This window comes from Halomonas sp. B23F22_20 (assembly GCF_043496985.1).
Classification (GTDB): domain Bacteria; phylum Pseudomonadota; class Gammaproteobacteria; order Pseudomonadales; family Halomonadaceae; genus Halomonas.
On the sequence record NZ_JBIEKH010000007.1, the window covers coordinates 131,200 to 154,824 of the forward strand.

Here is a 23,625-nt window from a genome sequence, read left to right on the forward strand (position 1 = left end):
GGCGTAGAATGCTTCCCAACAGTCTAGGGGGAGTCCATGACGCTCGCGGAAATCGCTCGTCTGGCCGGGGTGTCGCGCACCACGGCCAGCTACGTCATCAACGGCCAGGCCGAGAAACGGCGCATCAGCCAGGAAACCGTCGACAAGGTGATGGCGGTGGTGGACCGCCATCGCTATCGGGTCGATCCCCAGGCGGCCGCCCTGCGGCGCGGCTCCAGCCGCACCCTGGGGCTGATCGTGCCCGACCTGGAGAACGTGACCTACGCGCGGCTGGCCAAGCGGCTGGAGCGCGGCGCCCGGGAGGCGGGCTACCAGCTGCTGATCGCCGGCTCCGACGACCGGCCGGAGGTCGAGCGCGACCTGGCGCTGGCCCTGCGGGCACGGCGCTGCGAGGTGCTGATCACCGCCAGCAGCCTGCCCATGGACGATGCCTTCTATGCCGAGCTGCAGGCCGAAGGTCTTCCGGTGGTGGCCGTCGACCGGGGGTTCGATGCCCGGCGCTTTGCCAGCGTGGTCAGCAACGACGCCGAGGCCGCCGAGCGGCTCGCCGCCTCGGTGCTGGAAGATAGGGTGTCACGGGTGGTGTGGCTGGATGCGGTGCCTTGGCTGTCGATCACCCAGGAGCGGCGCAGCGGTTTCCTGCGCTCCCTCGCTGGACGCGACGTGCGGTCGCTGTCGCTGGCGGGGGAGCGCTACGACCGCGCCGAGGGCGCCCGGCTGATGCGCCGCGTGCTCGACGAGCACGGCCTGCCGGATGCGCTGGTCACCGCTTCCTATTCGCTGTTCGACGGCGTGCTCGACACTCTGCTCGAGGCCGGCGGGTTGCCGGATTCGCTGCGCCTGGCGACCTTTGGCGACAGCCGGCTGCTGGATTTCCTGCCGCTGGCGGTCAACTCCGCGGTTCAGGACCACGACCGCATGGCCGAGGCGGCGCTGGACAGCGCGCTGGCCGCCGCCCGGGGCGAGCATCGACTGGGGCGTGAGGTCATTCCGCGGCGGATGCGCTGGCGCAGCGAGGCGAGCCGGGCGGCGGCGTCCTGAGGCGATCGGGCGACGGGCATTGTGCCGGCGGGGCAGGCTTGCGATGATTTTGCCGATCACCGCCATGCAGGAAGTGCCGAGTCGTGGACAAGTTCGAGGTAAAGCTGGATCAGGCCGCGCGTGCCGCCTGGCTGTCGTACGTCGGCGGCCGCACCCAGGACGAGATCGCCGCCCAGCTGGGCGTCTCGCGTCCCGGGGTGCAGCGGCTGCTGGCGCTGGCCCGCCAGGAGGGCCTGGTCAAGGTCCGCGTCGACCATCCGATCGCCAACTGCATGGCCCTGGCCGAGGCGATCCGCGGCCGCTTCGGCCTGGAGTTCTGCGACGTGGCGCCCGCCGATGCCGGGACCTCCGACAGCGAAGCCCGCTACCTGGCGGTCGCCGCCGCCGAGCGGCTCTCCCGCTACCTCGATCGCAGCGAGCCGCTGACCCTGTCGCTGGGTACCGGCCGCTCGGTGCGCGCCACGGTGGAGGCGCTCAGCCGCATCGACCGTCCCCAGCATCGCTTCGTCTCCCTGGTCGGCAACGTGGCCCGAGACGGCTCGGCCAACCGCTACGATGGCGTGATGATCCTGGCCGACAAGACCGGCGGCGAGCGTTTCCTGCTGCCGGCGCCGGTGGTCGCCGGCTCGGTGTCTGAGAAGGAGGCGCTGCGCGAGCAGACGCTGTTTCGGGCCATCACCGAGGTGGCCCGGCAGGCCGAGGCGGCCTTCGTCGGCGTGGGGCGCATCGATCGTCAGGCGACCCTGTTCCAGGATCACTTCATCAGCGAGGCCGAGCTCGACGAACTGATCTCCGGCGGCGCCGTCGGCGAGCTGCTGGGCTGGCCGATGAATGCCCAGGGGGAGCTCGTCGATTGCTCGACCAGCCAGCGGGTCACCAGCCTGCCGCTGGAGATGTTCCGCGAGCAGACCCTGGTGGCGCTGGCCGGCGGACGCGACAAGGGGCCCGCGATTCTCGCTGCCCTGCGCGGCGGCTGGCTGAAGGGCCTGGTCACCGACGAGCAAGCCGCCCGCTTCATCGTCGACACCGAGATGGCGGCCCGCGAGAGCGCCTGACCCGCAGGCGCTCGCCCACCATGTGCCTGCCGTCTCGTCGGTAGGACCGTTCTGCGATATACCCGAAAGTCTAACTTCCATGGCTTTGCTTTTTTTGGGGCGGTGTTCGATCATTTGATCGAAACATGAGTAGATTGATCATTTCGGCGACACGACTTCCGACAACAACACAACACCCTCCCACCAAGGAGCATGCCATGAAGCTGTCTCGTGCGATCCCCCTCGTCGGCCTGGCCGCGGCCGGTGCCACTGCCGCCCAGGCCGAGACCATCACCGTGGCCACCGTCAACAACAACGACATGGTGATCATGCAGAGCCTGACCGATGCCTTCGAGCAGGCCCATCCGGACATCACCCTGGACTGGGTGGTGCTCGAGGAGAACGTGCTGCGCCAGCGCCTGACCACCGATATCGCCACCGGCGGCGGCCAGTTCGACGTGATGACCATCGGCACCTACGAGGTGCCGATCTGGGCCGAGCGCGACTGGCTGGCACCGCTCGACGAGCTGCCCGCCGACTACCGGGTCGACGATCTGCTGCAGTCGGTCCGCGATGGCCTGAGCGACGACGACGGCACCCTGCATGCCCTGCCGTTCTATGCCGAGAGCTCGATGCTCTACTTTCGCCGCGACCTGTTCGAGCAGGCAGGCATCGAGATGCCCGAGCAGCCGACCTGGGAGCAGGTCCGCGACTGGGCCGGCCAGCTGCACGACCCAGACAACGAGACCTACGGCATCTGCCTGCGCGGCAAGCCGGGCTGGGGCGAGAACATGGCCTTCGTCTCGACCCTGGTGAACACCTTCGGCGGGCGCTGGTTCGACATGGACTGGCAGCCGCAGATCGATTCCCCGGCCTGGCAGGAGGCGATCGGCTTCTACGTCGACCTGCTGGGCGAATACGGCCCGCCCGGCGCCAGCTCCAACGGCTTCAACGAGAACCTGGCGCTGTTCTCCCGCGGCAACTGTGCCATGTGGGTCGATGCCACCTCGGCGGCGGGCAAGCTCTATAACCCCGAAGAGTCGACGGTGGCCGACCAGCTCGGCTTCGCCCCGGCACCGGTGGCCGAGACGCCCAAGGGCTCGCACTGGCTGTGGTCCTGGGCGTTGGGCATTCCGGCCTCGTCCGACTCGAAGGATGCGGCCCGTGAGTTCATTACCTGGGCGACCTCGCAGGAATACATCGCGCTGGTCGGCGAGCGCGAGGGCTGGACCAGCGTGCCGCCCGGCACCCGGGTCTCCACCTACGAGAACGCCGACTATCAGCAGGCCGCGCCCTTCGCCGACTTCGTGCTGAACGCCATCCAGGGCGCCGATCCCACCGACTCGACCCTGGAGCCCAACCCCTACGTCGGCGTGCAGTTCGTGGGCATCCCCGAGTTCCAGTCGGTCGGCACTCAGGTCGGCCAGATGGTGGCCTCGGCGCTGACCGGCGAGACCTCGGTCGAGCAGGCCCTGCAGGCCGCCCAGCGCGCCACCCAGCGCACCATGGAACGTGCCGGCTACTTCGAGTGAGCCGCGTGGGCCGGCCGGGGCAGGGCCCCGGCCGGCCGTTACCCACCTTCCATTCCCCATGGGTCAGATCATGAACAAGACACGATCCTCCGGACGCACGGTCGGGGGGCTGCGTACCCTCTCGCTCCAGGCGCCGGCCGTCACCCTGCTGTTTCTGTGGATGATAGTGCCGCTGGCGATGACCGTGTGGTTCTCGCTGCAGCGCTACAACCTGCTGATGCCCGGCATGACCGGCTTCGCCGGGCTCGAAAACTACGAATATCTGTTCACCGACCCGGCGCTGTGGTCGGCGATCGGCACCACCCTGCTGCTGGTCGGCTGGGTGCTGGCGATCACCGTGGTCGGCGGCACCCTGCTGGCGGTGCTGTTCCAGCAGGAGTTCCTGGGCCGCGGTGTCGCCCGGGTGCTGGCCATCTCGCCGTTCTTCGTCATGCCCACGGTCAGCGCCCTGGTGTGGAAGAACATGATGATGCACCCGGCCAACGGCGTGCTGGCCTGGCTGGCCGAGTCGCTGGGCCTGCCGGCGCTGGACTGGTTCTCGTCGCTGCCGCTGACCTCGATCATCATTATCGTTGCCTGGCAGTGGCTGCCCTTCGCGCTGCTGATCCTGCTCACCGCCATGCAGTCGCTGGACGACGACCAGGTCGAGGCGGCGCGCATGGACGGCGCCGGACCCATCGCGATCTTCTTCTTCATTACCCTGCCGCACCTCAAGCGGGCGATCAGCGTGGTGATCATGATCGAGATGATCTTCCTGCTGACCATCTTCGCCGAGATCTTCGTCACCACCTCCGGCGGCCCTGGCCTCGCCACCACCAACCTGGCCTACCTGATCTACATCCGCGCGCTGCTCGACTTCGACGTCGGCATGGCCTCCGCCGGCGGCGTGGTGGCGATCGTGCTGGCCAACATCGTCGCCATCTTCCTGGTCCGCATGGTGGCCAGGAACCTGGACAACTGACACGGGAGCGCCGCCATGACCACCGCAAGAACCAAATCGATGAGCGCCGCCGGCAGTACGCCGCAGGCCACGCCGAGCCCGCTGTTCGCGTCGTTGCGCAGCCGCCGCCTGTGGCTGACCGTGCTCGGCTGGAGCGTCGCCGGGGTGATCTTCTTCCCGATCTTCTGGATGGTGCTGACCGGCTTCAAGACCGAGGCCGAGGCCGTCGCCGATCCCAGCCTGGTCTTCTCGCCGACCCTGGACAGCTATGTCGAGGTCCAGAGCCGCGCCAACTACTTCCACTTCGCGCTGAACAGCGTGGTGGTGTCCTTCGGCTCGACCCTGCTGGCGCTCGCGATCGCGATTCCCTCGGCCTATGCCATGGCTTTCCTGCCGACCAGGCGCACCAAGGGCACGCTGCTGTGGATGCTGTCCACCAAGATGCTGCCGCCGGTGGGGGTGCTGGTGCCGATCTACCTGCTGTTCCGCGACGTCGGCCTGCTCGATACCCGCCTCGGGCTGACCATCGTCTACACGCTGATGAACCTGCCGATCGTGGTGTGGATGCTCTACACCTTCTTCAAGGACCTGCCCAGGGACATCCTCGAAGCCGGGCGCATGGACGGCGCCGGCACCCTGCAGGAGGTGTGGTTCCTGCTGCTGCCGCTGACCCTGCCGGGCATCGCGTCCACCGGCCTGCTGGCGGTGATCCTGAGCTGGAACGAGGCCTTCTGGAGTCTCAACCTGACCTCCTCCCAGGCCGCCCCGCTGACCGCCTATATCGCCTCCTTCTCGAGCCCCGAGGGCCTGTTCTGGGCCAAGCTCTCCGCCGCCTCGACCATGGCTATCGCACCAATCCTGGTCTTTGGCTGGCTCACACAAAAACAAATGGTCCGCGGCCTCACCTTCGGCGCCGTCAAATAACGAGGATTCCCTGATGTCCACGCTTCAACTCAAGCAGATCACCAAGAGCTTCGGCGAGACCGACGTCATCAAGGGCGTCGACCTCGAGGTCAACGACCGCGAGTTCGTGGTCTTCGTCGGCCCCTCGGGCTGTGGCAAGTCGACCCTGATGCGCATGATCGCCGGGCTCGAGAGCGCCACCTCCGGCGATATCGTCATCGACGGCCAGCGCATCAACGAGGTGGGGCCCGCCGACCGTGGCCTGGCCATGGTGTTCCAGAGCTATGCGCTCTATCCGCACATGACCGTCGAGGACAACATGGGCTTCAGCCTGCGCCTGGCCGGGGTACCGAAGGCCGAGCGTCGGGAGAAGGTGCTGGAGGCCGCCCGGATCCTGCAGCTCGAGCCGCTGCTCGACCGCAAGCCCAAGGCGCTGTCCGGCGGCCAGCGCCAGCGCGTGGCGATCGGCCGCGCCATCGTGCGCAACCCGAGCATCTTCCTGTTCGACGAGCCGCTCTCCAACCTCGACGCGGCGCTGCGCGTGCAGATGCGCATCGAGCTGGCGCGCCTCCACGAGGAGCTCGACGCCACCATGATCTACGTCACCCACGACCAGATCGAGGCCATGACCATGGCCGACAAGATCGTGGTGCTGCAGGGCGGGGTGGTCGAGCAGGTGGGTTCGCCGATGGCGCTTTATCACCATCCTCGCAACCGCTTCGTGGCCGGCTTCATCGGTTCGCCGAAGATGAACTTCCTGCCCGTGGAGGCCACCGAGGCCGGCGCCGAGGGCGTCAGCGTGCGCCTGCCCGGTGGGGACGTCACCCGGGTTCCGGTCGATGGCCAGGGGCAGGCCGCGGGCGCGGCCCTGGAGCTCGGCATTCGGCCGGAGCATCTAGTGCTCGACGACCAGGGGCCGCTGTCCGGCGAGATCCAGGTGCTCGAGCGTCTGGGCGGCCAGACATCGCTCTACGTGAGGATGGGCGAGCAGACGGTGACCATCATGGCCGACGGCGATGTCGCCCACCGCGTCCACGATACGCTGCGCTTCGGCTTCGAGCCCGGACGTGCCCACCTGTTCGACGCCGACGGCCTGGCCCTGACGAGCCTCGAGCCGCATCCCCTGGCCGGCCTGAAGCGCCAGGACAACCGTGTGGCCTCGAGCGCCGACAGCGAATGAGGGGCATGCCCATGGACACCCTGATCTTCGACTGCGACGGCGTGCTCGTCGACAGCGAGACCATCGCCGAGGCCACGCTGATCCAGCGGCTCGCCGAATGGCTGCCGGACATCGAGGTCGAGAGGCTGCTGGCCCAGGCGCTGGGCATGACCACCGCCGACATCCTCGCGCACCTCGAGGGTCTGAGCGCCCATCGCCTGCCGCCCGAGGCCCTGGGCCGCCTCGACGACGAGATCGAGGCGCGCCTGGCCGACGAGCTGCGCGCCATCGACGGCGTGGCCGGGGCCATCGCGGCGCTGGACCTGCCGATGGCGGTGGTCTCCAACAGCCGCCGCCAGCGCGTGCTGGCGTCGCTGGCGACCACCGGGCTCGCGGCGCGGCTGGGCGAGGCGCCGATCTTCACCGCCGACCAGGTGGAGAAGCCCAAGCCGGATCCGGCGGTCTATCGCCACGCCGCGGCACGCCTGGGGCGTACCCCGGACGACTGTCTGGTGGTCGAGGACAGCGTCTCCGGCATCACCGCCGCCCACCGCGCTGGCATGACGGTGATCGGCTTCATCGGCGCCAGCCACGTGCCGCCGGGCCAGGCCGAGCGCCTGCGCGAGGCGGGAGCCTGGCGAGTGATGTCGCACATGGACGAACTGGCCGCGCTGGTGGCGCAGTGGCAACGGGCGCGCCGGACGGCCGCGGGCCGATAAGCCGAGACTACCTTCCACCGAGGACGACAGCATGAAACTTCACGACAGAGTCGCCGTGATCACCGGCGGCGCACGGGGCATCGGCCTGGCCATCGCCGAACGCTATCTCGCCGAGGGCGCCCGGGTGGTGATGGCCGACATCGACGCGGCGGCCATCGACGAGGCCGTGGCCGCCCTCGGCGGTGGCGAGCGCGTCGCGGGCATCCGATTGGACGTCTGCGACCGTGCCTCCATCGACGCCATGGTCGCGGAGACGGTCCGGCGTTTCGGCGGCATCGACATCCTGGTCAACAACGCCGCGGTGTTCGACATGGCCCCGGTGCTCGAAGTCACCGAAGCGAGCTACGACAAGCAGTTCGCCGTCAACGTCAAGGGCGCCTTCTTCACCCTGCAGGCGGTGGCCCGAGCGATGGTGGAGCGCGGCCGGGGCGGCAGGATCATCAATATGGCCTCCCAGGCCGGCCGCCGCGGCGAGCCGCTGGTCAGCATGTACTGCGCCTCCAAGGCGGCGGTGATCAGCCTCACCCAGTCCTGCGGGATGGCGCTGATCGAGCACGGCATCAACGTCAATGGCATCGCCCCGGGCGTGGTCGACACCCCGATGTGGGATGAGGTCGATGCGCTGTTCGCCCGTTACGAGGGTCGCCCCCTAGGCGAGAAGAAGCGCCTGGTGGGTGAGGCGGTGCCCTTTGGGCGTATGGGGCGGCCGGAGGATCACGCCGGCGCCGCGGTGTTCCTGGCCAGTGACGACAGCGATTACGTAGTGGCGCAGACGCTTAATGTCGACGGCGGCAACTGGATGAGCTGACAGCTTGGTTTCGACGCAGACCCGTGTGAAGCCGCTGTACGACCAAGCGCGGCATGGTGGTGTTGCATGGTGGGAGTTCAGCTTCGCTGAACGATTGGCGCCGTCAGGCGCCCTGCCAGAGAGAGGCGTGCCTGACAGCCGGGTTGCCGGGCCGTGAGCGCCCACGATGGCATTCACGGCGAGGTGCGAAGACATGATGGATTGACCAGGCGTGAACAACGATGAATCCAAATATCCATGAGGTGGCGGCACGGGTGCTGGAGGCGGCGGGGGAGAGCCGGCGCTTCATCGTCGCCCTGGCCGGTCCACCGGCCGCCGGCAAGTCGTTCCTCTCGGGCTGGCTGTGCCGCGAGCTCAACGCCCGCGAGCCCGGCAGCGCCGCGGTGGTGCCGATGGACGGCTACCACTACGACAACGCCGTGCTCGAGCCCCGGGGGCTGGTGCCCGTCAAGGGCGCGCCGGAGACCTTCGACTGCGACGGGCTCGAGCACGACCTTGAGCGCATCCGCCGCGCCGATCGTCCCGTCGCCGTGCCGGTGTTCGACCGGCCGCTGGACCTGGCCCGGGCAGGAGGCCGGCTGATCACCCCCGAGCATCGCCTGGTGATCGTCGAGGGCAACTACCTGCTGCTCGACCAGGGCCCCTGGCCGTCGCTGCGGCCGCTGTTCGACATGACGCTGTTCCTCGATGTGCCCGACGAGTTGCTCGAGGCACGGCTGATCCAGCGCTGGCGGGAGATGGGCCAGGATCCGGCCGGCGCCATCGAGCGCGCTCGCCACAAGGACATGCTCAATGCCCGCCTGATCAAGGCCGCCTCGGTGGCCGCCGACCTGCACTGGGCCACCGACGACTGAATGCCGCTCGACCTCACTTTCGATTTGACCGCGATATGCGCCAGGAGACGTCACATGACCCGACTCGCTACCGCCCAGCTGGACCGACTGGCCCCGGAGGTCGCCCGGCCGTCCTACGCCCGCGCTGCGGTCAGCGCCGGCATCGTTCACTTCGGCGTGGGCGGCTTCCACCGCGCCCACCAGGCGGTGACCCTCGACGACCTGATGAACCGCGGCCAGGCGCTGGACTGGGGCATCGTCGGCGTCGGGGTGATGCCCGGCGACCGGCGCATGCAGCAGGCACTGGCTTCCCAGGACCACCTCTACACCCTGGTGGTCAAGCATCCCGATGGCCGTCGCGAGCCGCGAGTGATCGGCTCGATCATCGACTACCGCTACGCCCCGGACGACCCCGAGGCGGTGATCGAGCTGATGGTCGACCCGGCCATCCGCATCGTCTCGCTGACGGTCACCGAGGGCGGCTACAACTTTCATCCGGTAACGGGCGAGTTCGATCTCGACAACCCCGACGTGCGGCATGACCTGGCCGAGCCGGCTACATCGCGCACCAGCTTCGGGCTGATCACCGAGGCGCTGGCGCGGCGTCGCCAGCGCGGCCTCGCGCCCTTCACGGTGATGTCCTGCGACAACATCCAGGGCAACGGTGAGGTGGCGCACCGCATGTTCACCGCCTTCGCCCGCGCCCGCGATGCGGCGCTCGCCGCCTGGGTCGAGGCCGAGGTGCCGTTCCCCAATTCCATGGTCGATCGCATCACCCCGGTGACTACCGCCGACGATATCGAGGAGCTGGCCTCGCGCTTCGGCGTCGAGGACGCCTGGCCGGTGGTCTGCGAGCCCTTCACCCAGTGGGTGCTCGAGGATCGCTTCGTCGCCGGGCGTCCCGCCTTCGAGGAGGCCGGGGTGCAGGTGGTCGAGGACGTCGAGCCCTATGAGCTGATGAAGCTGCGCCTGCTCAACGCCAGCCACCAGGCGCTGTGCTACTTCGGCACCCTGGCCGGCTACCGCTATGCCCACGAGGCCAGCGCCGACCCGCTGTTCGTCGATTTCCTGCTCGGCTACATGACGCACGAGGCGACGCCGACCCTGGCGCCGCTGCCCGGGGTCGATCTCGACGCCTACCGCCGCACCCTGATCGAGCGCTTCGCCAACCCCGAGGTCAAGGACACCCTGGCCAGGCTGTGCGCCGAGAGCTCGGATCGGATTCCCAAGTGGCTGCTGCCGGTGATTCGCGAGCAGCTCGCCCGCGGCGGCGAGCTGCACCGCGCCGCGGCGGTGGTGGCCAGTTGGGCGCGCTACGCCGAGGGCGTCGACGAGGCGGGCGAGCCGATCGAGGTCGTCGATCGCCTCAAGGACGAGCTGATGTCGCTTGCCGGCCGGCAGCATGACGTCCCCACCGCCTTTATCGACAATCGCGAGCTGTTCGGCGACCTGGCGGACGAGGAGCGCTTCCGCGAGGCCTACCTGTGGGCGCTGGAGCGCCTGCATCGTGACGGCGCACGCGCTACGCTGGAGGCGCTGGTCGAACGAGAGGACTCATGATGTACATCGGCGTGGACTGCGGGACCCAGAGCACCAAGGTGGTGGTGGTCGACATCGACGGCGGCCGAATCCTCGGCGAGGCGAGCCGGCCCCACCGGCTGGAAGCAGGGGAGGGCGGGCGCCGCGAGCAGGCGCCCGCCGACTGGATCGAGGCCTTTCGCGGCGCCTTCCACGACGCCGTGGCGCGCGCCGGCATCGAGCCCCAAGCGATCCGTGCCATTGGCGTCTCCGGCCAGCAGCATGGCCTGGTGGCCCTGGATGCCGCCGATGAACCGGTGCACCCGGCCAAGCTGTGGTGCGACACCGAGACCGCCGAGCACAACGCCGCCCTGGTCGAGCGCCTGGGCGGCGAGGCCGGCTGCCTCGACAGGCTGGGGCTGGTGCTGCAGACCGGCTACACCGCCTCCAAGCTGGCCTGGCTGCGCGACGCCCGGCCCGAGGCCTATCGGCGCATCGCCACCCTGCTGCTGCCCCACGACTACCTCAACTTCTGGCTCACCGGCGAGCGGGTCGCCGAGGCCGGCGACGCCTCGGGCACCGGCTACTTCGATACCCGCGCGCGCCGCTGGCGCGAGGACGTGCTGGCCGAGATCGCCCCGGAGCTCGACCCGGAGCGCGTGCTGCCGCGGCTGATTGGCTCCCGCGAGCCGGCCGGCACGCTGCGGCCGGCGCTGGCCCGTGAGCTGGGGCTGGCCGAGGGCGTGGTGGTCTCGAGCGGGGGCGGCGACAACATGCTGGGGGCCATCGGTACCGGCAATATCGCCCCGGGCCTGGTGACGCTGAGCCTCGGCACCTCGGGCACGGTCTGTGCCTATTCACCCGAGCCGGTGGTCGCCGACGATGCCCAGGTGGCCAACTTCTGCGCCAGCCACGGCGGCTGGCTGCCGCTGATCTGCACCATGAACGTGACCTCGGCGACCACTCGGGTACGCGAAATGTTCGGCCTCGACCTGGCGGCCTTCGGCGAGCGCCTCGTCGCCGCGCCGATCGGCGCCGAGGGCGTGACGGTGCTGCCGTTCTTCAACGGCGAGCGGGTCCCGCCATTGCCCCAGGCCACCGGCAGTTTCCTGGGCCTGACCGACGTCAACGCCACCCAGGCCAATCTGTGCCGGGCGGTGGTCGAGGGGGCGACCTTCGGCCTGCGCTATGGCCTCGAGCGGCTCGGTGGGCTGGCCCGGGACGCCAGCGAGATCCGCCTGATCGGCGGCGGGGCCAAGAGCGCGGTGTGGCGGCAGATGGTCGCCGACATCCTGGCCACCCCGGTAATCTGCCCCGACATCACCGATGCCGCGGCCCTGGGCGCGGCGATCCAGGCTGCCTGGTGCGAGGGCTCTGCGGGTGCCTCGCTGGAGGCGCTGTGCGCGCGGCTGGTCCGCCTCGACGAGAGTTCACGGGCCGAACCCGACGCCGCTCGCGTCGAGGCCTATCAGGGCGTCCATGCGCGCTATCGCCGGCTGCTGGCCGAGCACCATGGCGTGATGGACTGAGCCGCTCGCCCGCGGTCTTCCTTCCCCGCGACCTCCCGGCACGGCACTCGTGACAAGACACTGGTGACGAGACAACGCCCGATGACTGTTCCGTCATCGGGCGTTGTCGTGATGGCGCGCCGCCGATCAGGCTGTGGCGAGATCGTCCCGGGTGGGCAGGGCGACATAGCTGCCCGGACGGGTGACGGCGTGGGCGCCGCAGCGGCAGGCGAAGGCCAGCGCGGCTTCCAGGCTTGCCGTGTCGCGATGCCAGCCCTCCGCGAAGCCGCCCTCGGCCAGCGCTGCCAGTAGCCCGCCGATAAAGGCGTCACCGCCCGCTGTCGTGTCGACGGGATCGACGTTCGGCGGCGTGACCGATAGCGACAGCCCTGCGCCCAAGGCGCGCACGTCGCCGCCGCCGTCGGTGATCACCGCCAGCTTGACTCCGGCGGCCAGGCGCTCGGCCAGCCAGGCCTCCTCGGGATGGTCGCCGCGCAGGTCGTCGACCTCCTCGCGAGACAGCTTGAGCAGGTCGGCGGTGTCGAGCAGCCGGGTGACCAGGGCGGCGTCGGCTCGGCCCTCGGCCCAGAGGTTGTGGCGCAGGTTGGCGTCGACGCTGACGAGGCAGCCGGCTCGGGCGGCCATCTCGGCCATGGCCAGGGTGGTCTCGGCGATCTCGGGGTCGGTCAGGCTGTTGCTGCACAGGTGGAGGATCGCCGGTTCGGCGAAGATCCCGGCCGGCAGGTGCTCCAGGCGATAGAGCAGATCGGCGGCGGGTGGACGATAGAAGTCGAAGGTGCGCTCGCCGTCGGCGTCGCGGGAGACGAAGGCCAGCGCCGTGCGCGCCTCGCGGGTGCGGCGCACGCCGGAGAGGTCGACGCCCTGGGCGGTCAATGCCTCGGCCAGGAAATCGCCGAAGTGGTCGTCGCCGAGCATGCCGAGGAAGCGGCTGGGTACGCCGAGCCGCGCGCAGGCCACGGCGACGTTGGCCGGAGCGCCGCCGGCATAGGGGGTGAAAACTTCGGGCGTGAAGGTCTCCGTGGTCCCGTCGGTGGCGTCTCCCAGGCGGCTGGAGAGCATGTCGACGAGGGCTTCACCGAAGGCGATAACGGGCAGCATGGTCGTGGTTCCTCATGATGGATTCAGGCCACCTCGTGGCCGCGGGCGGCCTCGAGCAGGGCGAACCAGGCCGGACGCGGCAGCTCGAGCGCGGCGTCCTGGCACAGCGTCTCGATGCGCTCGGACTTCAGGCTGCCGATCACCGGCAGCGGCCGGCCGGGCAGGGCGCGCACCCAGGCCAGCGCCAGCCCGGCGGGGCTGACCCCGAAGGCCTCGGCCTGCGTCAGCAGGAGGGAGCGCGCCGGGCCGGTCAGCACCCGGCCGCCGCCCAGCGGCGACCAGGCCATGGGCGCCTGGCCGTCGCCGATCAGGGCATCGAAGAGGCCGTCGAACAGCGGCTGCGGGTGATCCAGCGACAGCTGCAGCTGGTGGGCCGACAGGCGACCGTGCATGGCGGCCTGCAGCCGCCGCCAGGCTTCCGGGCGGAAGTTGGAAACGCCCGCGGCGCCGAGCTTGCCGGCGGCGATGGCGTCGTCCAGCGCGCGGCCGGTGGCCTCGGCGTCCATCAGCGGGTCGGGGCGATGCAGCAGGAAGTGGTCGAGGCGCTCCACGCCCAGCCGCTCGAGGGCGTCGTCGATGGCCCGGGTCACGTAGGCCGGCGAGCTGTCGTAGTGCTTGACGGCGAACGACGAGGCGTCGCGCTCGGGGGTGACGATGTCGGCCTTGGTCACCACCTTGACGCGCGAAGCCAGGCCGGGGCGGGCGCGCAGCGCGTCGCCGAACAGCCGCTCGCCGGCGCGGTCGCCGTAGATGTCGGCGTGGTCGAACCAATGCAGGCCCTGATCGAGGCGCGCCTCAAGCCAGTCGGCCAGTCGCTCGGGGGCGTGCAGTGCCGGGGCTTCGTGCAGGGCCATCATGCCCAGCGCGAAGGGCGCGTCGAACACCGGCGCGGCGCTCATGCGTCGTTCGCCAGGGAGAGGGTGGTGCCCAGCAGGTGCTGGGCGCCGGGCACCAGCCACACCGGGTCGAGCCGGGTGTTGGCGGATTCGATGCACAGGAAGCGGCGGCCCGCGGCGGCAGAGGTGTCCGCCGGTCGCTCGTCGCCCGGGTTCCACACCACCGCCGAATCGCTGCCCTGCCGCGCGACGCGCAGCCGTCGGCTGCCATCGTCCAGGGTGAGTTCGGCGTTTGTGTGGTAGATGCGGTCCAGCCCGCCGCGCACGCCAAGCTCGCCCTGCTGTTCGCGCTCGGCGAAGTCGGCGAGCTTGTCCAGGTAGCGGGCGCCGGCGAGCCCCTCGATTCGGCAGGCCGTGGCGTCGTCCACCGCCAGGTAGCTGTGCAGGGCACCGGTGATCTTGGTCGGGGTTTCGCCGACATGCTCGGTGACCAGCTCCACGTGCAGGCGCTTGGCGTTGGCCTGGATCACCGCCCGGGGCACCAGCTGGGAGTGCAGACGCTCGAGCGGCGATAGGTGCAGCTCGACGCCTTCCTCGTGCTCGTCCACGGCATCCAGGCGCCAGTCGGCCTTGCGCGCCGGCCCGTGCATCGGTCCGGAGCGATCCGGGGACTCGTCGGCGGTATTCTCGTCGGCGAACCATGGCCAGCACAGCGGGATGCCGCCGCGGATGGCGCCGGGCAGCGCCTGGGGCGTGGGCGTGACCCACAGCCAGCCGCCGGCCACCAGGGCTTCCTCGTTCTCGCCGGTCGCAGCATCGGGCGACGCGGAAGCGCCTGCGGCTTGCGCGTCTTCGGGCGCGGGGGAAGAGCCCTCAGCGCGCGCGTCTTCGGGCGCGGGTAGATAGTGAAGCACCTGGGCGCCCTGTAGCGACACCACGAGTTCGCCCCAGGCCTCGCGGGCCATCCATACCTCGCGGCCGGCCCATTCGGCGCGGCGTTGTCCGTCGGTGGCGTCCAGCAGGGCGCGCAGGGATGCGGGAATCATTCGACCTCCTCATTGTGCAGGGCCTCGGCGGCGCCCAGCAGGCCCGTCCAGGGGGCGGTCACCACCCGGACAGGGAGCTCGGCGGTGTAGGCGCTCATGCGGCCCTTGTCGGCGAAGGCCTCGCGGAAGCGGCTCTGCGGCAGCCAGTCGAGCAGCCGCGGCAGGATGCCGCCGCACAGGTAGACCCCGCCTCGGGCGCCCATGGTGAGCGCGGCATCGCCGCTGACGTCACCGAGAATCTTCAGGAAACGCAGCAGGGTATCACGAGCCACGCCGTCGTCGTCGGCCGCCTCGGTCACCTCGGCGGGCGTCGAGTAGCGCGGGTTGGCGCCCTTCAGTGAGCAGTGCGCCAGGTAGAGGTCGAGCAGCCCCTGGCCGCACAGCAGCCGCTCCACCGAGATGCGGCCATAGCGGTTGCGGAAGTGGCGCAGCAGGTTGTACTCGCGCTCGTCGGTGGGGGCGAAGGTCACGTGGCCACCCTCGGTGGCCAGCGGGATCCAGGCGTGGCGGCCGGGAAAGACGCCGGCCACGCCGAGACCGGTGCCGGGGCCGATCACCAGCCGCGCGGCATGGGGGATTGCCTCACCGGGTTGAACCTCGAACAGGTCTTCCTCGGCCACGTGGGGCACGCCCAGGGCCTGGGCGGTGAAGTCGTTGATCGCCTTGAACAGCTCGAGCCCCAGAGCCGCCTGGACCTCGGATCGAGAAAACGACCAGGGGTTGTTGGTCATCTTGATCCGATCGCCGCGGATCGGGCAGGCGAAGGCCAGGCAGGCCTCGCGCGGGGCGGCATCGCCCACGGCGCCGACCCGCTCCAGATAGTCGCGCACCGCTTCGACCAGGCCGGGGTAGTCGGCGCAGGGCAGGCTCAGGATGTCGTGGGGCTCGAAGGCCCCCGGGGTCACCAGGGCGAGGCGGGCGTTGGTACCGCCGATGTCACCGATCAGTGCGGGTCGTGTCATGGCTTCGTCTCAAATGTTCTCAGGGGGCTAGCCCAAGGCTCGTTCAGGGGCGTCCGCCATGGTGCCGCCCCTGTCGATATTCCCACCAATCAGTGCGGGTCGAGTCATGGCTTTGTCTCGGGTCTTCTCAGGGGCTAGCCTAGGGCTCGGCCAAGGTGGCCCGCCATGGTGCCGCCGCTTTCGGTGTTTCTACCGGACAGGGCGGATCGGGTCATGGCGGGAGTTCCTCAGGCGTCCTCGTCGTGGATCTGGCCGGCCTGGCGGGCCAGGTCGTCGGCCTCGAAGCCGCCGAACACCCCGGCGCCTTCCTCGCCGCGCATGGCCAGGTGGCGGAAGCCGCCGAACAGCTCGCGGCCCAGGCCGACGTGATAGTGATCGAGTTCGGCCACGTGTTTTTCGCGATCGGCCCAGACATGGGCGTCCACCTTGGTTTCCAGGGTGCCGGCGTTGGCGTCCAGGCGCACGATGTCGCCGTCGCGCAGCTTGGACAGCGGCCCGCCGTCGAGCGCCTCGGGGCTCATGTGGATGGCCGCCGGGACCTTGCCGGAGGCACCGGACATGCGCCCGTCGGTGACCAGCGCCACCTTGTAGCCGCGGTCCTGCAGCACGCCGAGATAGGGCGTCAGCTTGTGCAGCTCGGGCATGCCGTTGGCCTTGGGACCCTGGAAGCGCACCACGGCGATCACGTCGCGGTCCAGCTCGCCGGCGTCGAAGGCCGCCTTCATCTCGTTCTGGTCCTCGAAGATCCGCACCGGCGCTTCCACCACGCGATGCTCCTCCTCCACCGCAGAGACCTTGATCACGCCGCGGCCCAGGTTGCCGTCGAGCACCGTGAGCCCGCCGGTGGGGGCAAAGGGGTCTGCTACGCCCCGCAACACCTCGGTATCGAGGCTGGCCTCGGGGCCCTCGCGCCACACAAGCTTGCCGTCCTCGAGGAAGGGTTCCTGAGTGTAGGCGGTCATGTCGGTGCCGAACACCGTGGGGATGTCGCCATGGATCAGGCCGGCGCCAAGCAGCTCGCGGAACAGGTAGGCCATGCCGCCGGCGGCCTGGAAGTGGTTGATGTCCGCCTGGCCGTTGGGATAGACCTTCATCAGGCTGGGCGTCACCGCGGAGAGGTCGGTGAAGTCTTCCCAGGTCAGGGTGATGCCCGCCGCGGCGGCCATGGCCACCAGGTGCAGAGTGTGGTTGGTGGAGCCGCCGGAGGCCAGCAGGCCGACCACGGCGTTGACGATGGCGCGCTCGTCGATCTGCTTGTAGAAGGGGCGATAGTCGCCGCCGGGCTCGGTGTTGCGGACCGCCTGTTCGGTGGCGAAGCGGGTCAGTGCCTCGCGCATCTCGGTGCCCGGGTTGACGAAGGAGGTGCCCGGCAGGTGCAGGCCCATCATCTCCATCATCAGCTGGTTGGAGTTGGCGGTGCCGTAGAAGGTGCAGGTGCCGGGGCTGTGATAGGACTCGGACTCCGCCTCGAGCAGGTCCTCGCGGCTCGCCTTGCCTTCGGCGAACAGCTGGCGGATGCGGGCCTTCTCCTTGTTGGGCAGGCCGCTGGGCATGGGGCCGGCGGGCACGAACATGGCCGGCAGGTGGCCGAAGCGCGCCGCGGCGATGAACAGCCCCGGCACGATCTTGTCGCATACGCCCAGGTAGAGAGCGGCGTCGAACATGTTGTGGGACAGTCCCACGGCGGTGGCCATGGCGATCACGTCGCGGGAGAACAGCGACAGCTCCATGCCCGGTTGGCCCTGGGTAACGCCGTCGCACATGGCGGGCACGCCGCCGGCGAACTGGGCGGTGGAGCCCATGGCGCGGGCGGCGTCCTTGATGGTGTCGGGGAAGGTTTCCAGCGGCTGGTGCGCCGAAAGCATGTCGTTGTAGGCCGAGATGATGCCGAGGTTGGCCGCGTTCATCAGCTTCAGCGAATTCTTGTCCTGGCTGCCGCAGGCGGCAAAGCCGTGGGCCAGGTTGCCGCAGGACAGCTCGCCGCGGTGCACGCCGCGGCGATGCTGGTCGGCCATGCGCTGCTCGTAGAGGGCACGGCGCTCGGCGCTGCGCTCGCGGATGCGCTGGGTGACCTGCTGGACGGTGGCGTTGAGTGGCGTGGAAGCTTGAGCCATGGGGCACCTCGGCATGGGGAAACGAATGGTTTCGTAAGTTTAACAAAAATAGCGGCGAAAAGTCGGGGCGGGAAGGGCTATGCGGCTATAGTTGTAATTAATTTACCTTGAGTCGGGCCGAATACCGGCCGTCGGGCGGGCGGCGTCGTGGCCCGGTGCACGGTCCGGGGCCGGTAGGTGTCGACGCCATGCTGGCGGGGGACGGCGTTAACCCCGACCGTCTACTAGGGCACAATGTAGGTCTTGCGCCGGCCTGTTGTCAGCCGGCCCCCGTCGGGAGTCCCCATGAGTCGATTGTGTCTCGTCGAGCAGCCCGCCGTCGCCGAGGTGCCGGCGTCGGCCTGGAACGCCCTGGTGGGCGATGATCATCCTTTCCTGCGACACGAGTTCCTGCACGCCCTGGAAGCCAGCGGTGCGGTGAGTACCGAGACCGGCTGGAAGCCGTGTCATCTGACGCTGTGGCGTGGCAATACCCTGGTCGGTCTGCTGCCCCACTACCACAAGCAGCATTCCTTCGGCGAATACGTTTTCGACTGGGCCTGGGCCGATGCCTGGGAGCGGGCCGGGGGGCGCTACTATCCCAAGGGGCTGAGTGCCATCCCTTTCACCCCGGCGCCGGGGCCGCGGCTGGCGCTGGCCGCGGACGTCGATCCCCTCGACGCACGCCGCTGTCTGGCCGAGGGCTGGGAAAACGCGATGCTGTCGAGCTGGCACCTGCTGTTCGCCGAGGAGGGCGAAGTCGCCGCCTGGCGCGAGGCCCGGCCCGATCTGATTCCCCGTGCCGGGGTGCAGTTCCAGTGGCAGGATCATGGCTACGGCGACTTCGACGGCTTCCTGGCCGCCCTGACTTCCAAGCGGCGCAAGGCCATCCGCCGCGAGCGTCGTCGAGTTGCCGAGCAAGGCTTGAGCCTGCACCGCCTGGAGGGCGAATCGATTGGTGAGGCCGACCTGGCGCATTTCTATCGCTGCTATCAGATTACCTATCTGGAACGCGGGCGACAGGGCTATCTCAACGAGGCCTTCTTCGCCCGTCTGCGTCGCCACCTGCCCGAGGCGCTGGTGCTCGTTCAGGCCCGAATGGAAGGGCGGCCGGTGGCCGCGGCGCTGTGCCTGCAGGGACGCCGCACTCTCTATGGCCGCTATTGGGGCAGCGAGGTCGAGGCCGATGGTCTGCACTTCGAGACCTGCTACTACCAGGGCATCGAGCATTGCCTGGCTCGTGGTCTGAGCCGCTTCGACCCGGGGACCCAGGGCGAGCACAAGCTGGCGCGAGGTTTTGCGCCCCGTCGGCTGACCTCGCTTCACCATATCGCCGACCCACGCCTGCGCGCCGGGGTGGCGCGCTTCTGTGACGAGGAGGCCGAGCATGTCGCGGCCTATATCGAGGCCGCCAAAGAGGCCCTGCCGTTTCGCGTTTCCGAGTGAGCGTCAGGAGTTTTCGTGGATGAGGCGGTCGGGGGAAGATGGCATACTACGCCCTCGAATTCCCTGGTGACGGATCCTCTTCATGCTCAAGTGGCTGGCCATCGTGCTTATCGCCCTCCAGGCGCTGTTGCAGTATCGCCTGTGGTTCGGCGAGGGCGGACTGCGCGAGCTGGCCGAAGTGCGCCAGCGGGTGGACCATCTAGAGGCCGAGAACGCGCCGCTACGGGCGCGCAATGACCGCCTCGCCGCCGAGGTGGTCGATCTCAAGAACGGCCTGGATGCCATCGAGGAGCGGGCGCGCAGCGACATCGGCATGGTACGCCGCGACGAGCAGTTCTTCTGGGTGCCGGATGCCGGTACGGGCGAGGGAGTGGCGCCTTGAGTGAGCGACTCTGGCTGGTGGTGCCGGCTGCGGGGCGTGGGCGCCGCATGAAGGCGGCCTTGCCCAAGCAGTACCTGCCGCTGGCCGGCCGCACGGTGTTGGCATGCACCCTGACGCGACTGCACGCCGCCTTTCCGGACGCACGACTGTGTCTTTGCCTGGATCCCGACGACGAGTACTTCGATCCGGCCGAGGTGCCCTTCGCGGACTGGCGGCGAGTGCCCGGCGGGAGCGAGCGCGTCGACTCGGTGGAAAACGCCCTGGCTGCCATCGCCGGCGAGGCCCATGATAGCGACACGGTATTGGTCCATGACGTGGCCCGGCCCTGCGTGCGGGTCGATGACCTGCGACGGCTGGCGTCAGTAGCGGCCGAGGACCTGGCGGGCGGACTGCTGGCCGCGCCGGTGGCCGACACCATGAAGCGTGATGACGGCGCCGGGCGGGTGGCCGGCACTGAGCCCCGTGACGGTCTCTGGCATGCCTTGACGCCCCAGGGCTTCGCCTTCGGGTTGCTGCGTCGCGCCCTCGCGGATGCCGCCGAACGAGGTATCGCGGTCACCGACGAGGCGTCCGCGGTAGAGGCGCTTGACCTCTCGCCGCGCCTGGTGGCCGGCCGCCGCGATAACCTCAAGATCACTCATCCCGAGGATCTGGCGCTTGCCGAGGCGATCCTCGTCGCCCAGGGGATGCCCGATCACCACGCTGACAGGAACGATAGCGCATGATGCGAATCGGTCACGGCTTCGATGTCCATCGCTTCGGCGAGGGCGACCACCTGAAGATCGGCGGCGTCGCCATTCCCTTCGACCGCGGGTTCATCGCCCATTCCGACGGCGATGTGCTGCTCCACGCGATCTGTGATGCCCTGCTTGGCGCCTGTGCGCTGGGCGACATCGGTCGTCACTTTCCCGACACCGACCCGGCCTGGGCCGGCGCCGACAGCCGCGAGCTGCTGCGCAGGGTGGTCGCGCAGGTACACGAGGCGGGCTACCGGGTCGGTAATCTGGACGCCACCGTGATGGCCCAGGCGCCGAAGCTCGCTCCCCACGTCGAGGCGATGGCCGAGGCCATCGCCGCCGATCTGGCGGTGGCGCGCGGTGCGGTGAACGTCAAGGCCACGACCACCGAGCGGCTGGGCTTCACCGGCCGTGGCGAGGGCATCGCCGCCGAAGCGGTCGTGCTGCTCGTCGGGGAGTGTATCGATGACTGAACGCAAGGAGGCGACGATCGCCTGGCCGCCCCACTGGCCGCGGGTGCTGGACGCGCGTTTCGGCACGCCCCGTCCCGGGGGCTACCGGGCCACGCCCGAGGACTTCAGGGTCGAGGAGTACCTGGGCTTCGAACCTGAAGGGCAGGGCGAGCACCTGTGGCTGTGGTTGGAGAAACGCGATCTGACCACCGCCATGGTCGCCCGTCGATTGGCCAAGGCTTGCGAGGTGGCGCCCAGGGACGTCGGCTATGCCGGAATGAAAGATCGTCACGCGGTGACCCGCCAGTGGTTCTCGGTGCACCTGCCCGGCCGCGAGGCGCCGGAAGACCTGGACGCCAGGCTCGCGGAGCTGCCGTTGACGTTGCTCGAGGTGACCCGGCATCCCCGCAAGCTCAAGCGCGGCGTTCACGCCGCCAACCGCTTCCGGCTGCGTCTCACCGGCGAGGCCCTGGATGGCCCGGAGCTCGCCGAACGCTGGGACTGGCTGTGCCGTCACGGGGTCGCCAACTACTTCGGCCCCCAGCGTTTCGGCCCCGACGGGCGTAACCTGCATCGCGCGGCCAGCCTGCTGGCGCGCGGCTGGCGCAAGCGCGACGACCGCGACGGCATGCTGCTCTCCGCGGCGCGCAGCTACCTGTTCAACGAGCTGCTGGCGGCGCGCATCGTCGACGGCAGTTGGAACGTGCCGCTACCCGGTGAGGCGGTGGTGCTCGACGGCTCGGCGAGTCGCTTCGTCGTCGAGGCCATCGATGCGTCGCTGATCGAGCGCGCCGAGCGGCTGGACCTGCACCCCAGCGGCATGCTCTGGGGGCAGGGCGAGTCGGTGGCTCGGGACGAGGCGTTGGCCCTGGAGCAGGCGCTGCGCGGGGCTCATCCCGAGCTGTGCGCGGGGCTCGAGAGGGCCGGCGTGAAGATGGCGCGTCGGCCGCTGCGCCTGCGCCTGGCGGCACCGCGCCTCGAGTCAGGCGAGGGCGAGGCCTGGCTGTCCTTCACGCTGCCTCGCGGAGCCTTCGCCACCGCGGTGCTGCGCGAGTTGATCGCTCATCCGACACTGAATTTCCACCCCTCCGCCGAGGGTGCCGACAGAGGAGGCGTGGATGCGTCGACTGCTGCTGTCCAACGATGATGGGGTACATGCCCCGGGCCTGCGCGCCCTGCATGACGCCCTGGCCCCCCATGCGCGGCTGCGCGTGGTGGCCCCCGACCGCGACAAGAGCGGGGCCAGCAATTCCCTGACCCTGTCACGCCCCCTGGCGCTGTCGACGCTGGACAACGGCTTCTACAGCGTCGACGGCACCCCGGCGGACTGTGTCTACCTGGGCGTCAACGGCGTCTGGGCGGAGCGGCCCGACCTGGTGATCTCGGGGATCAACCACGGCGGCAATCTGGGCGACGACGTCCTCTATTCGGGGACCGTGGCCGCCGCCATGGAAGGGCGCAACCTGGGCATGACCGCGATCGCCATGTCGTTGGTGGGGCACCGGCACTTCGATACCGCGGGGCGGGTGGCGGCGAGCCTGGTCGGAGTCGCCGACCGGCTCTCGCTGCCGCCGCGCAGCCTGCTCAACGTCAACGTACCGGACCTGCCCTGGGACGAGATCCGCGGCCTGCGCGTGACCCGGCTGGGATACCGCGGACCGGCGGCCGAGCCGCTGGAGGTTCGTGATCCGCGCGGGCGCAAGCGTTACTGGATCGCCGCCGTGGGCGAGAACGCCGACGATGGCCCGGATACCGATTTCGCCGCCGTCGAGGCCGGCTTCGTGTCCATCACGCCGCTGCAGACCGACCTGACCCGGCATGCCGCGCGCGATGACGTGCAGGAATGGTTGGATGCGCTCGCCTGACTCTCGCCACAGCCTGCGTCCTGGCCTGATGCAAGGCATCGGCATGACATCGCAGCGAACCCGCGATCGCATGGCCGATCGACTGGCTCGCCAGGGCATCGCCGATCGCCGGGTGCTGGAGGTGATGGCCAGCGAGCCGCGGCATCTGTTTCTCGACGAGGCGCTGGCGCATCGCGCCTACGAGGATACTTCGCTGCCCATCGGCCACGGCCAGACGCTGTCCCAGCCATGGATCGTGGCACGCATGACCGAACTGGTCCTCGAGGAGGCGCCCGGGCGAGTGCTGGAGATCGGTACCGGGTCTGGCTACCAGACCCTGGTGCTCGCTCGACTGGTGACGGAACTCTGGTCGGTGGAGCGAATCAATGCCCTGCATCGGCGCGCCGGCGAGCGGCTGCGGCTGCTCGCCGTGCACAACGCGCGGTTGCGCCTGGCCGATGGGGGCCACGGCTGGCCCGAGGCTGCGCCCTTCGAGGTCATCCTGCTGACGGCCTGTGCCAGCACATTGCCCGAGCCGCTGCTCGCTCAACTGGCGGATGGCGGGGTGTTGATCGCCCCGTTGGCGTCCCGCGATGGCGACCAGTGGCTGGTGCGGGTGCGTCGACAGGGCGATCGGTTCGAGAAGCAACGCCTCGAGCGAGTGCGTTTCGTGCCGCTGCTGGAAGGCGTCATACGTTGATAAGGAAAGTGGG

The 23,625-nt window shown here is 69.5% G+C and carries 23 protein-coding genes; 18 read left to right on the forward strand and 5 right to left on the reverse strand.

Annotated elements, in window-relative coordinates; translation table 11 throughout:
• Nucleotides 1-36 precede the first annotated feature (36 nt).
• From cra to xylB, 11 genes are all read left to right on the forward strand, one after another.
• On the forward strand, nt 37-1,041 hold the full coding sequence (cra, locus tag ACGTN6_RS07540; RefSeq protein WP_394590749.1) for a catabolite repressor/activator: 1,005 nt from the start codon (nt 37-39) through the stop codon (nt 1,039-1,041).
• Between the two features lie 83 nt (nt 1,042-1,124).
• A complete protein-coding gene (locus ACGTN6_RS07545; RefSeq protein ID WP_394590750.1) occupies nt 1,125-2,096 on the forward strand; it encodes a sugar-binding transcriptional regulator in 972 nt (323 codons plus the stop codon).
• 197 nt (nt 2,097-2,293) lie between these two features.
• Complete coding sequence (locus tag ACGTN6_RS07550) at nt 2,294-3,607, forward strand: ABC transporter substrate-binding protein (protein ID WP_394590751.1); 1,314 nt, start codon at nt 2,294-2,296, stop codon at nt 3,605-3,607.
• A gap of 70 nt (nt 3,608-3,677) precedes the next feature.
• The gene (locus ACGTN6_RS07555; protein WP_394590752.1) at nt 3,678-4,568 is read left to right on the forward strand and encodes a carbohydrate ABC transporter permease; all 891 of its coding nucleotides are present in this window, start codon (nt 3,678-3,680) and stop codon (nt 4,566-4,568) included.
• A 15-nt stretch (nt 4,569-4,583) separates the two neighbouring features.
• Entirely contained in the window at nt 4,584-5,471 is an 888-nt protein-coding gene (locus ACGTN6_RS07560; RefSeq protein ID WP_394590753.1) for a carbohydrate ABC transporter permease, read from the forward strand.
• Nucleotides 5,472-5,484: 13 nt separating this feature from the next.
• The gene (locus tag ACGTN6_RS07565; RefSeq protein ID WP_394590754.1) at nt 5,485-6,630 is read left to right on the forward strand and encodes an ABC transporter ATP-binding protein; all 1,146 of its coding nucleotides are present in this window, start codon (nt 5,485-5,487) and stop codon (nt 6,628-6,630) included.
• An 11-nt stretch (nt 6,631-6,641) separates the two neighbouring features.
• Complete coding sequence (locus ACGTN6_RS07570; protein WP_394590755.1) at nt 6,642-7,328, forward strand: HAD family hydrolase; 687 nt, start codon at nt 6,642-6,644, stop codon at nt 7,326-7,328.
• A 31-nt stretch (nt 7,329-7,359) separates the two neighbouring features.
• Nucleotides 7,360-8,136 carry an L-iditol 2-dehydrogenase gene (locus ACGTN6_RS07575; RefSeq protein WP_394590756.1) on the forward strand — a complete coding sequence of 259 codons (777 nt, stop codon included), beginning with the start codon at nt 7,360-7,362 and terminating at the stop codon, nt 8,134-8,136.
• 221 nt (nt 8,137-8,357) lie between these two features.
• Nucleotides 8,358-8,990: a nucleoside triphosphate hydrolase gene (locus ACGTN6_RS07580; RefSeq protein ID WP_394590757.1), complete on the forward strand. Its 633-nt coding sequence runs from the start codon at nt 8,358-8,360 to the stop codon at nt 8,988-8,990.
• Between the two features lie 54 nt (nt 8,991-9,044).
• Nucleotides 9,045-10,529 carry a mannitol dehydrogenase family protein gene (locus tag ACGTN6_RS07585; RefSeq protein WP_394590758.1) on the forward strand — a complete coding sequence of 495 codons (1,485 nt, stop codon included), beginning with the start codon at nt 9,045-9,047 and terminating at the stop codon, nt 10,527-10,529.
• Nucleotides 10,529-12,016: a xylulokinase gene (gene xylB / locus ACGTN6_RS07590; protein WP_394590834.1), complete on the forward strand. Its 1,488-nt coding sequence runs from the start codon at nt 10,529-10,531 to the stop codon at nt 12,014-12,016. Before ACGTN6_RS07585 ends, xylB begins: the two co-directional genes overlap by 1 nt.
• 126 nt (nt 12,017-12,142) lie before the next feature.
• Here xylB and ACGTN6_RS07595 read toward each other — a convergent pair whose 3' ends face one another.
• From ACGTN6_RS07595 to edd, 5 genes are all read right to left on the reverse strand, one after another.
• A complete protein-coding gene (locus ACGTN6_RS07595) occupies nt 12,143-13,114 on the reverse strand; it encodes a carbohydrate kinase family protein (RefSeq protein WP_394590759.1) in 972 nt (323 codons plus the stop codon).
• Between the two features lie 23 nt (nt 13,115-13,137).
• On the reverse strand, nt 13,138-14,013 hold the full coding sequence (locus tag ACGTN6_RS07600) for an aldo/keto reductase (RefSeq protein ID WP_394590760.1): 876 nt from the start codon (nt 14,011-14,013) through the stop codon (nt 13,138-13,140).
• Complete coding sequence (locus ACGTN6_RS07605) at nt 14,010-14,996, reverse strand: D-hexose-6-phosphate mutarotase (RefSeq protein WP_394590761.1); 987 nt, start codon at nt 14,994-14,996, stop codon at nt 14,010-14,012. Before ACGTN6_RS07605 ends, ACGTN6_RS07600 begins: the two co-directional genes overlap by 4 nt.
• Nucleotides 14,993-15,958 carry a glucokinase gene (gene glk / locus ACGTN6_RS07610; protein ID WP_394590762.1) on the reverse strand — a complete coding sequence of 322 codons (966 nt, stop codon included), beginning with the start codon at nt 15,956-15,958 and terminating at the stop codon, nt 14,993-14,995. Before glk ends, ACGTN6_RS07605 begins: the two co-directional genes overlap by 4 nt.
• Nucleotides 15,959-16,185: 227 nt before the next feature.
• Complete coding sequence (edd, locus tag ACGTN6_RS07615; RefSeq protein ID WP_394590763.1) at nt 16,186-18,072, reverse strand: phosphogluconate dehydratase; 1,887 nt, start codon at nt 18,070-18,072, stop codon at nt 16,186-16,188.
• Nucleotides 18,073-18,357: 285 nt separating this feature from the next.
• Here edd and ACGTN6_RS07620 point away from each other — a divergent pair, with 285 nt between their 5' ends.
• From ACGTN6_RS07620 to ACGTN6_RS07650, 7 genes are all read left to right on the forward strand, one after another.
• A complete protein-coding gene (locus ACGTN6_RS07620; RefSeq protein WP_394590764.1) occupies nt 18,358-19,497 on the forward strand; it encodes a GNAT family N-acetyltransferase in 1,140 nt (379 codons plus the stop codon).
• Between the two features lie 82 nt (nt 19,498-19,579).
• Nucleotides 19,580-19,879 (forward strand): cell division protein FtsB, encoded by a 300-nt coding sequence (gene ftsB, locus ACGTN6_RS07625; RefSeq protein ID WP_394590765.1) that lies wholly within the window; start codon nt 19,580-19,582, stop codon nt 19,877-19,879.
• A complete protein-coding gene (gene ispD, locus ACGTN6_RS07630) occupies nt 19,876-20,604 on the forward strand; it encodes a 2-C-methyl-D-erythritol 4-phosphate cytidylyltransferase (protein ID WP_394590766.1) in 729 nt (242 codons plus the stop codon). The genes ftsB and ispD overlap by 4 nt, the downstream gene beginning before the upstream one ends.
• Nucleotides 20,604-21,089, forward strand: a complete 486-nt coding sequence (ispF, locus tag ACGTN6_RS07635; protein WP_394590836.1) for a 2-C-methyl-D-erythritol 2,4-cyclodiphosphate synthase — start codon at nt 20,604-20,606, stop codon at nt 21,087-21,089. Before ispD ends, ispF begins: the two co-directional genes overlap by 1 nt.
• On the forward strand, nt 21,082-22,215 hold the full coding sequence (gene truD, locus ACGTN6_RS07640; protein WP_394590767.1) for a tRNA pseudouridine(13) synthase TruD: 1,134 nt from the start codon (nt 21,082-21,084) through the stop codon (nt 22,213-22,215). The genes ispF and truD overlap by 8 nt, the downstream gene beginning before the upstream one ends.
• The gene (gene surE / locus ACGTN6_RS07645) at nt 22,187-22,933 is read left to right on the forward strand and encodes a 5'/3'-nucleotidase SurE (protein ID WP_394590768.1); all 747 of its coding nucleotides are present in this window, start codon (nt 22,187-22,189) and stop codon (nt 22,931-22,933) included. Before truD ends, surE begins: the two co-directional genes overlap by 29 nt.
• Nucleotides 22,920-23,612, forward strand: coding sequence for a protein-L-isoaspartate(D-aspartate) O-methyltransferase (locus tag ACGTN6_RS07650; protein ID WP_394590769.1), 693 nt, complete (start codon nt 22,920-22,922; stop codon nt 23,610-23,612). The genes surE and ACGTN6_RS07650 overlap by 14 nt, the downstream gene beginning before the upstream one ends.
• Nucleotides 23,613-23,625: the final 13 nt, after the last annotated feature.

Excerpts from the sequence above, each read along its gene's own strand:
- edd (WP_394590763.1), bottom strand. The coding sequence starts at position 18,072 with ATGGCTCAAGCTTCCACGCCACTCAACGCCACCGTCCAGCAGGTCACC.
- ACGTN6_RS07560 (WP_394590753.1), top strand. The coding sequence starts at position 4,584 with ATGACCACCGCAAGAACCAAATCGATGAGCGCCGCCGGCAGTACGCCG.
- ACGTN6_RS07570 (WP_394590755.1), top strand. The coding sequence starts at position 6,642 with ATGGACACCCTGATCTTCGACTGCGACGGCGTGCTCGTCGACAGCGAG.
- surE (WP_394590768.1), top strand. The coding sequence starts at position 22,187 with ATGCGTCGACTGCTGCTGTCCAACGATGATGGGGTACATGCCCCGGGC.
- ftsB (WP_394590765.1), top strand. The coding sequence starts at position 19,580 with ATGCTCAAGTGGCTGGCCATCGTGCTTATCGCCCTCCAGGCGCTGTTG.
- ACGTN6_RS07600 (WP_394590760.1), bottom strand. The coding sequence starts at position 14,013 with ATGAGCGCCGCGCCGGTGTTCGACGCGCCCTTCGCGCTGGGCATGATG.
- ACGTN6_RS07580 (WP_394590757.1), top strand. The coding sequence starts at position 8,358 with ATGAATCCAAATATCCATGAGGTGGCGGCACGGGTGCTGGAGGCGGCG.
- cra (WP_394590749.1), top strand. The coding sequence starts at position 37 with ATGACGCTCGCGGAAATCGCTCGTCTGGCCGGGGTGTCGCGCACCACG.
- ACGTN6_RS07595 (WP_394590759.1), bottom strand. The coding sequence starts at position 13,114 with ATGCTGCCCGTTATCGCCTTCGGTGAAGCCCTCGTCGACATGCTCTCC.
- ACGTN6_RS07650 (WP_394590769.1), top strand. The coding sequence starts at position 22,920 with ATGCGCTCGCCTGACTCTCGCCACAGCCTGCGTCCTGGCCTGATGCAA.
- ACGTN6_RS07585 (WP_394590758.1), top strand. The coding sequence starts at position 9,045 with ATGACCCGACTCGCTACCGCCCAGCTGGACCGACTGGCCCCGGAGGTC.
- xylB (WP_394590834.1), top strand. The coding sequence starts at position 10,529 with ATGTACATCGGCGTGGACTGCGGGACCCAGAGCACCAAGGTGGTGGTG.
- ispF (WP_394590836.1), top strand. The coding sequence starts at position 20,604 with ATGCGAATCGGTCACGGCTTCGATGTCCATCGCTTCGGCGAGGGCGAC.
- ACGTN6_RS07620 (WP_394590764.1), top strand. The coding sequence starts at position 18,358 with ATGAGTCGATTGTGTCTCGTCGAGCAGCCCGCCGTCGCCGAGGTGCCG.
- truD (WP_394590767.1), top strand. The coding sequence starts at position 21,082 with ATGACTGAACGCAAGGAGGCGACGATCGCCTGGCCGCCCCACTGGCCG.
- ACGTN6_RS07605 (WP_394590761.1), bottom strand. The coding sequence starts at position 14,996 with ATGATTCCCGCATCCCTGCGCGCCCTGCTGGACGCCACCGACGGACAA.
- ACGTN6_RS07565 (WP_394590754.1), top strand. The coding sequence starts at position 5,485 with ATGTCCACGCTTCAACTCAAGCAGATCACCAAGAGCTTCGGCGAGACC.
- ACGTN6_RS07550 (WP_394590751.1), top strand. The coding sequence starts at position 2,294 with ATGAAGCTGTCTCGTGCGATCCCCCTCGTCGGCCTGGCCGCGGCCGGT.
- glk (WP_394590762.1), bottom strand. The coding sequence starts at position 15,958 with ATGACACGACCCGCACTGATCGGTGACATCGGCGGTACCAACGCCCGC.
- ACGTN6_RS07575 (WP_394590756.1), top strand. The coding sequence starts at position 7,360 with ATGAAACTTCACGACAGAGTCGCCGTGATCACCGGCGGCGCACGGGGC.
- ACGTN6_RS07555 (WP_394590752.1), top strand. The coding sequence starts at position 3,678 with ATGAACAAGACACGATCCTCCGGACGCACGGTCGGGGGGCTGCGTACC.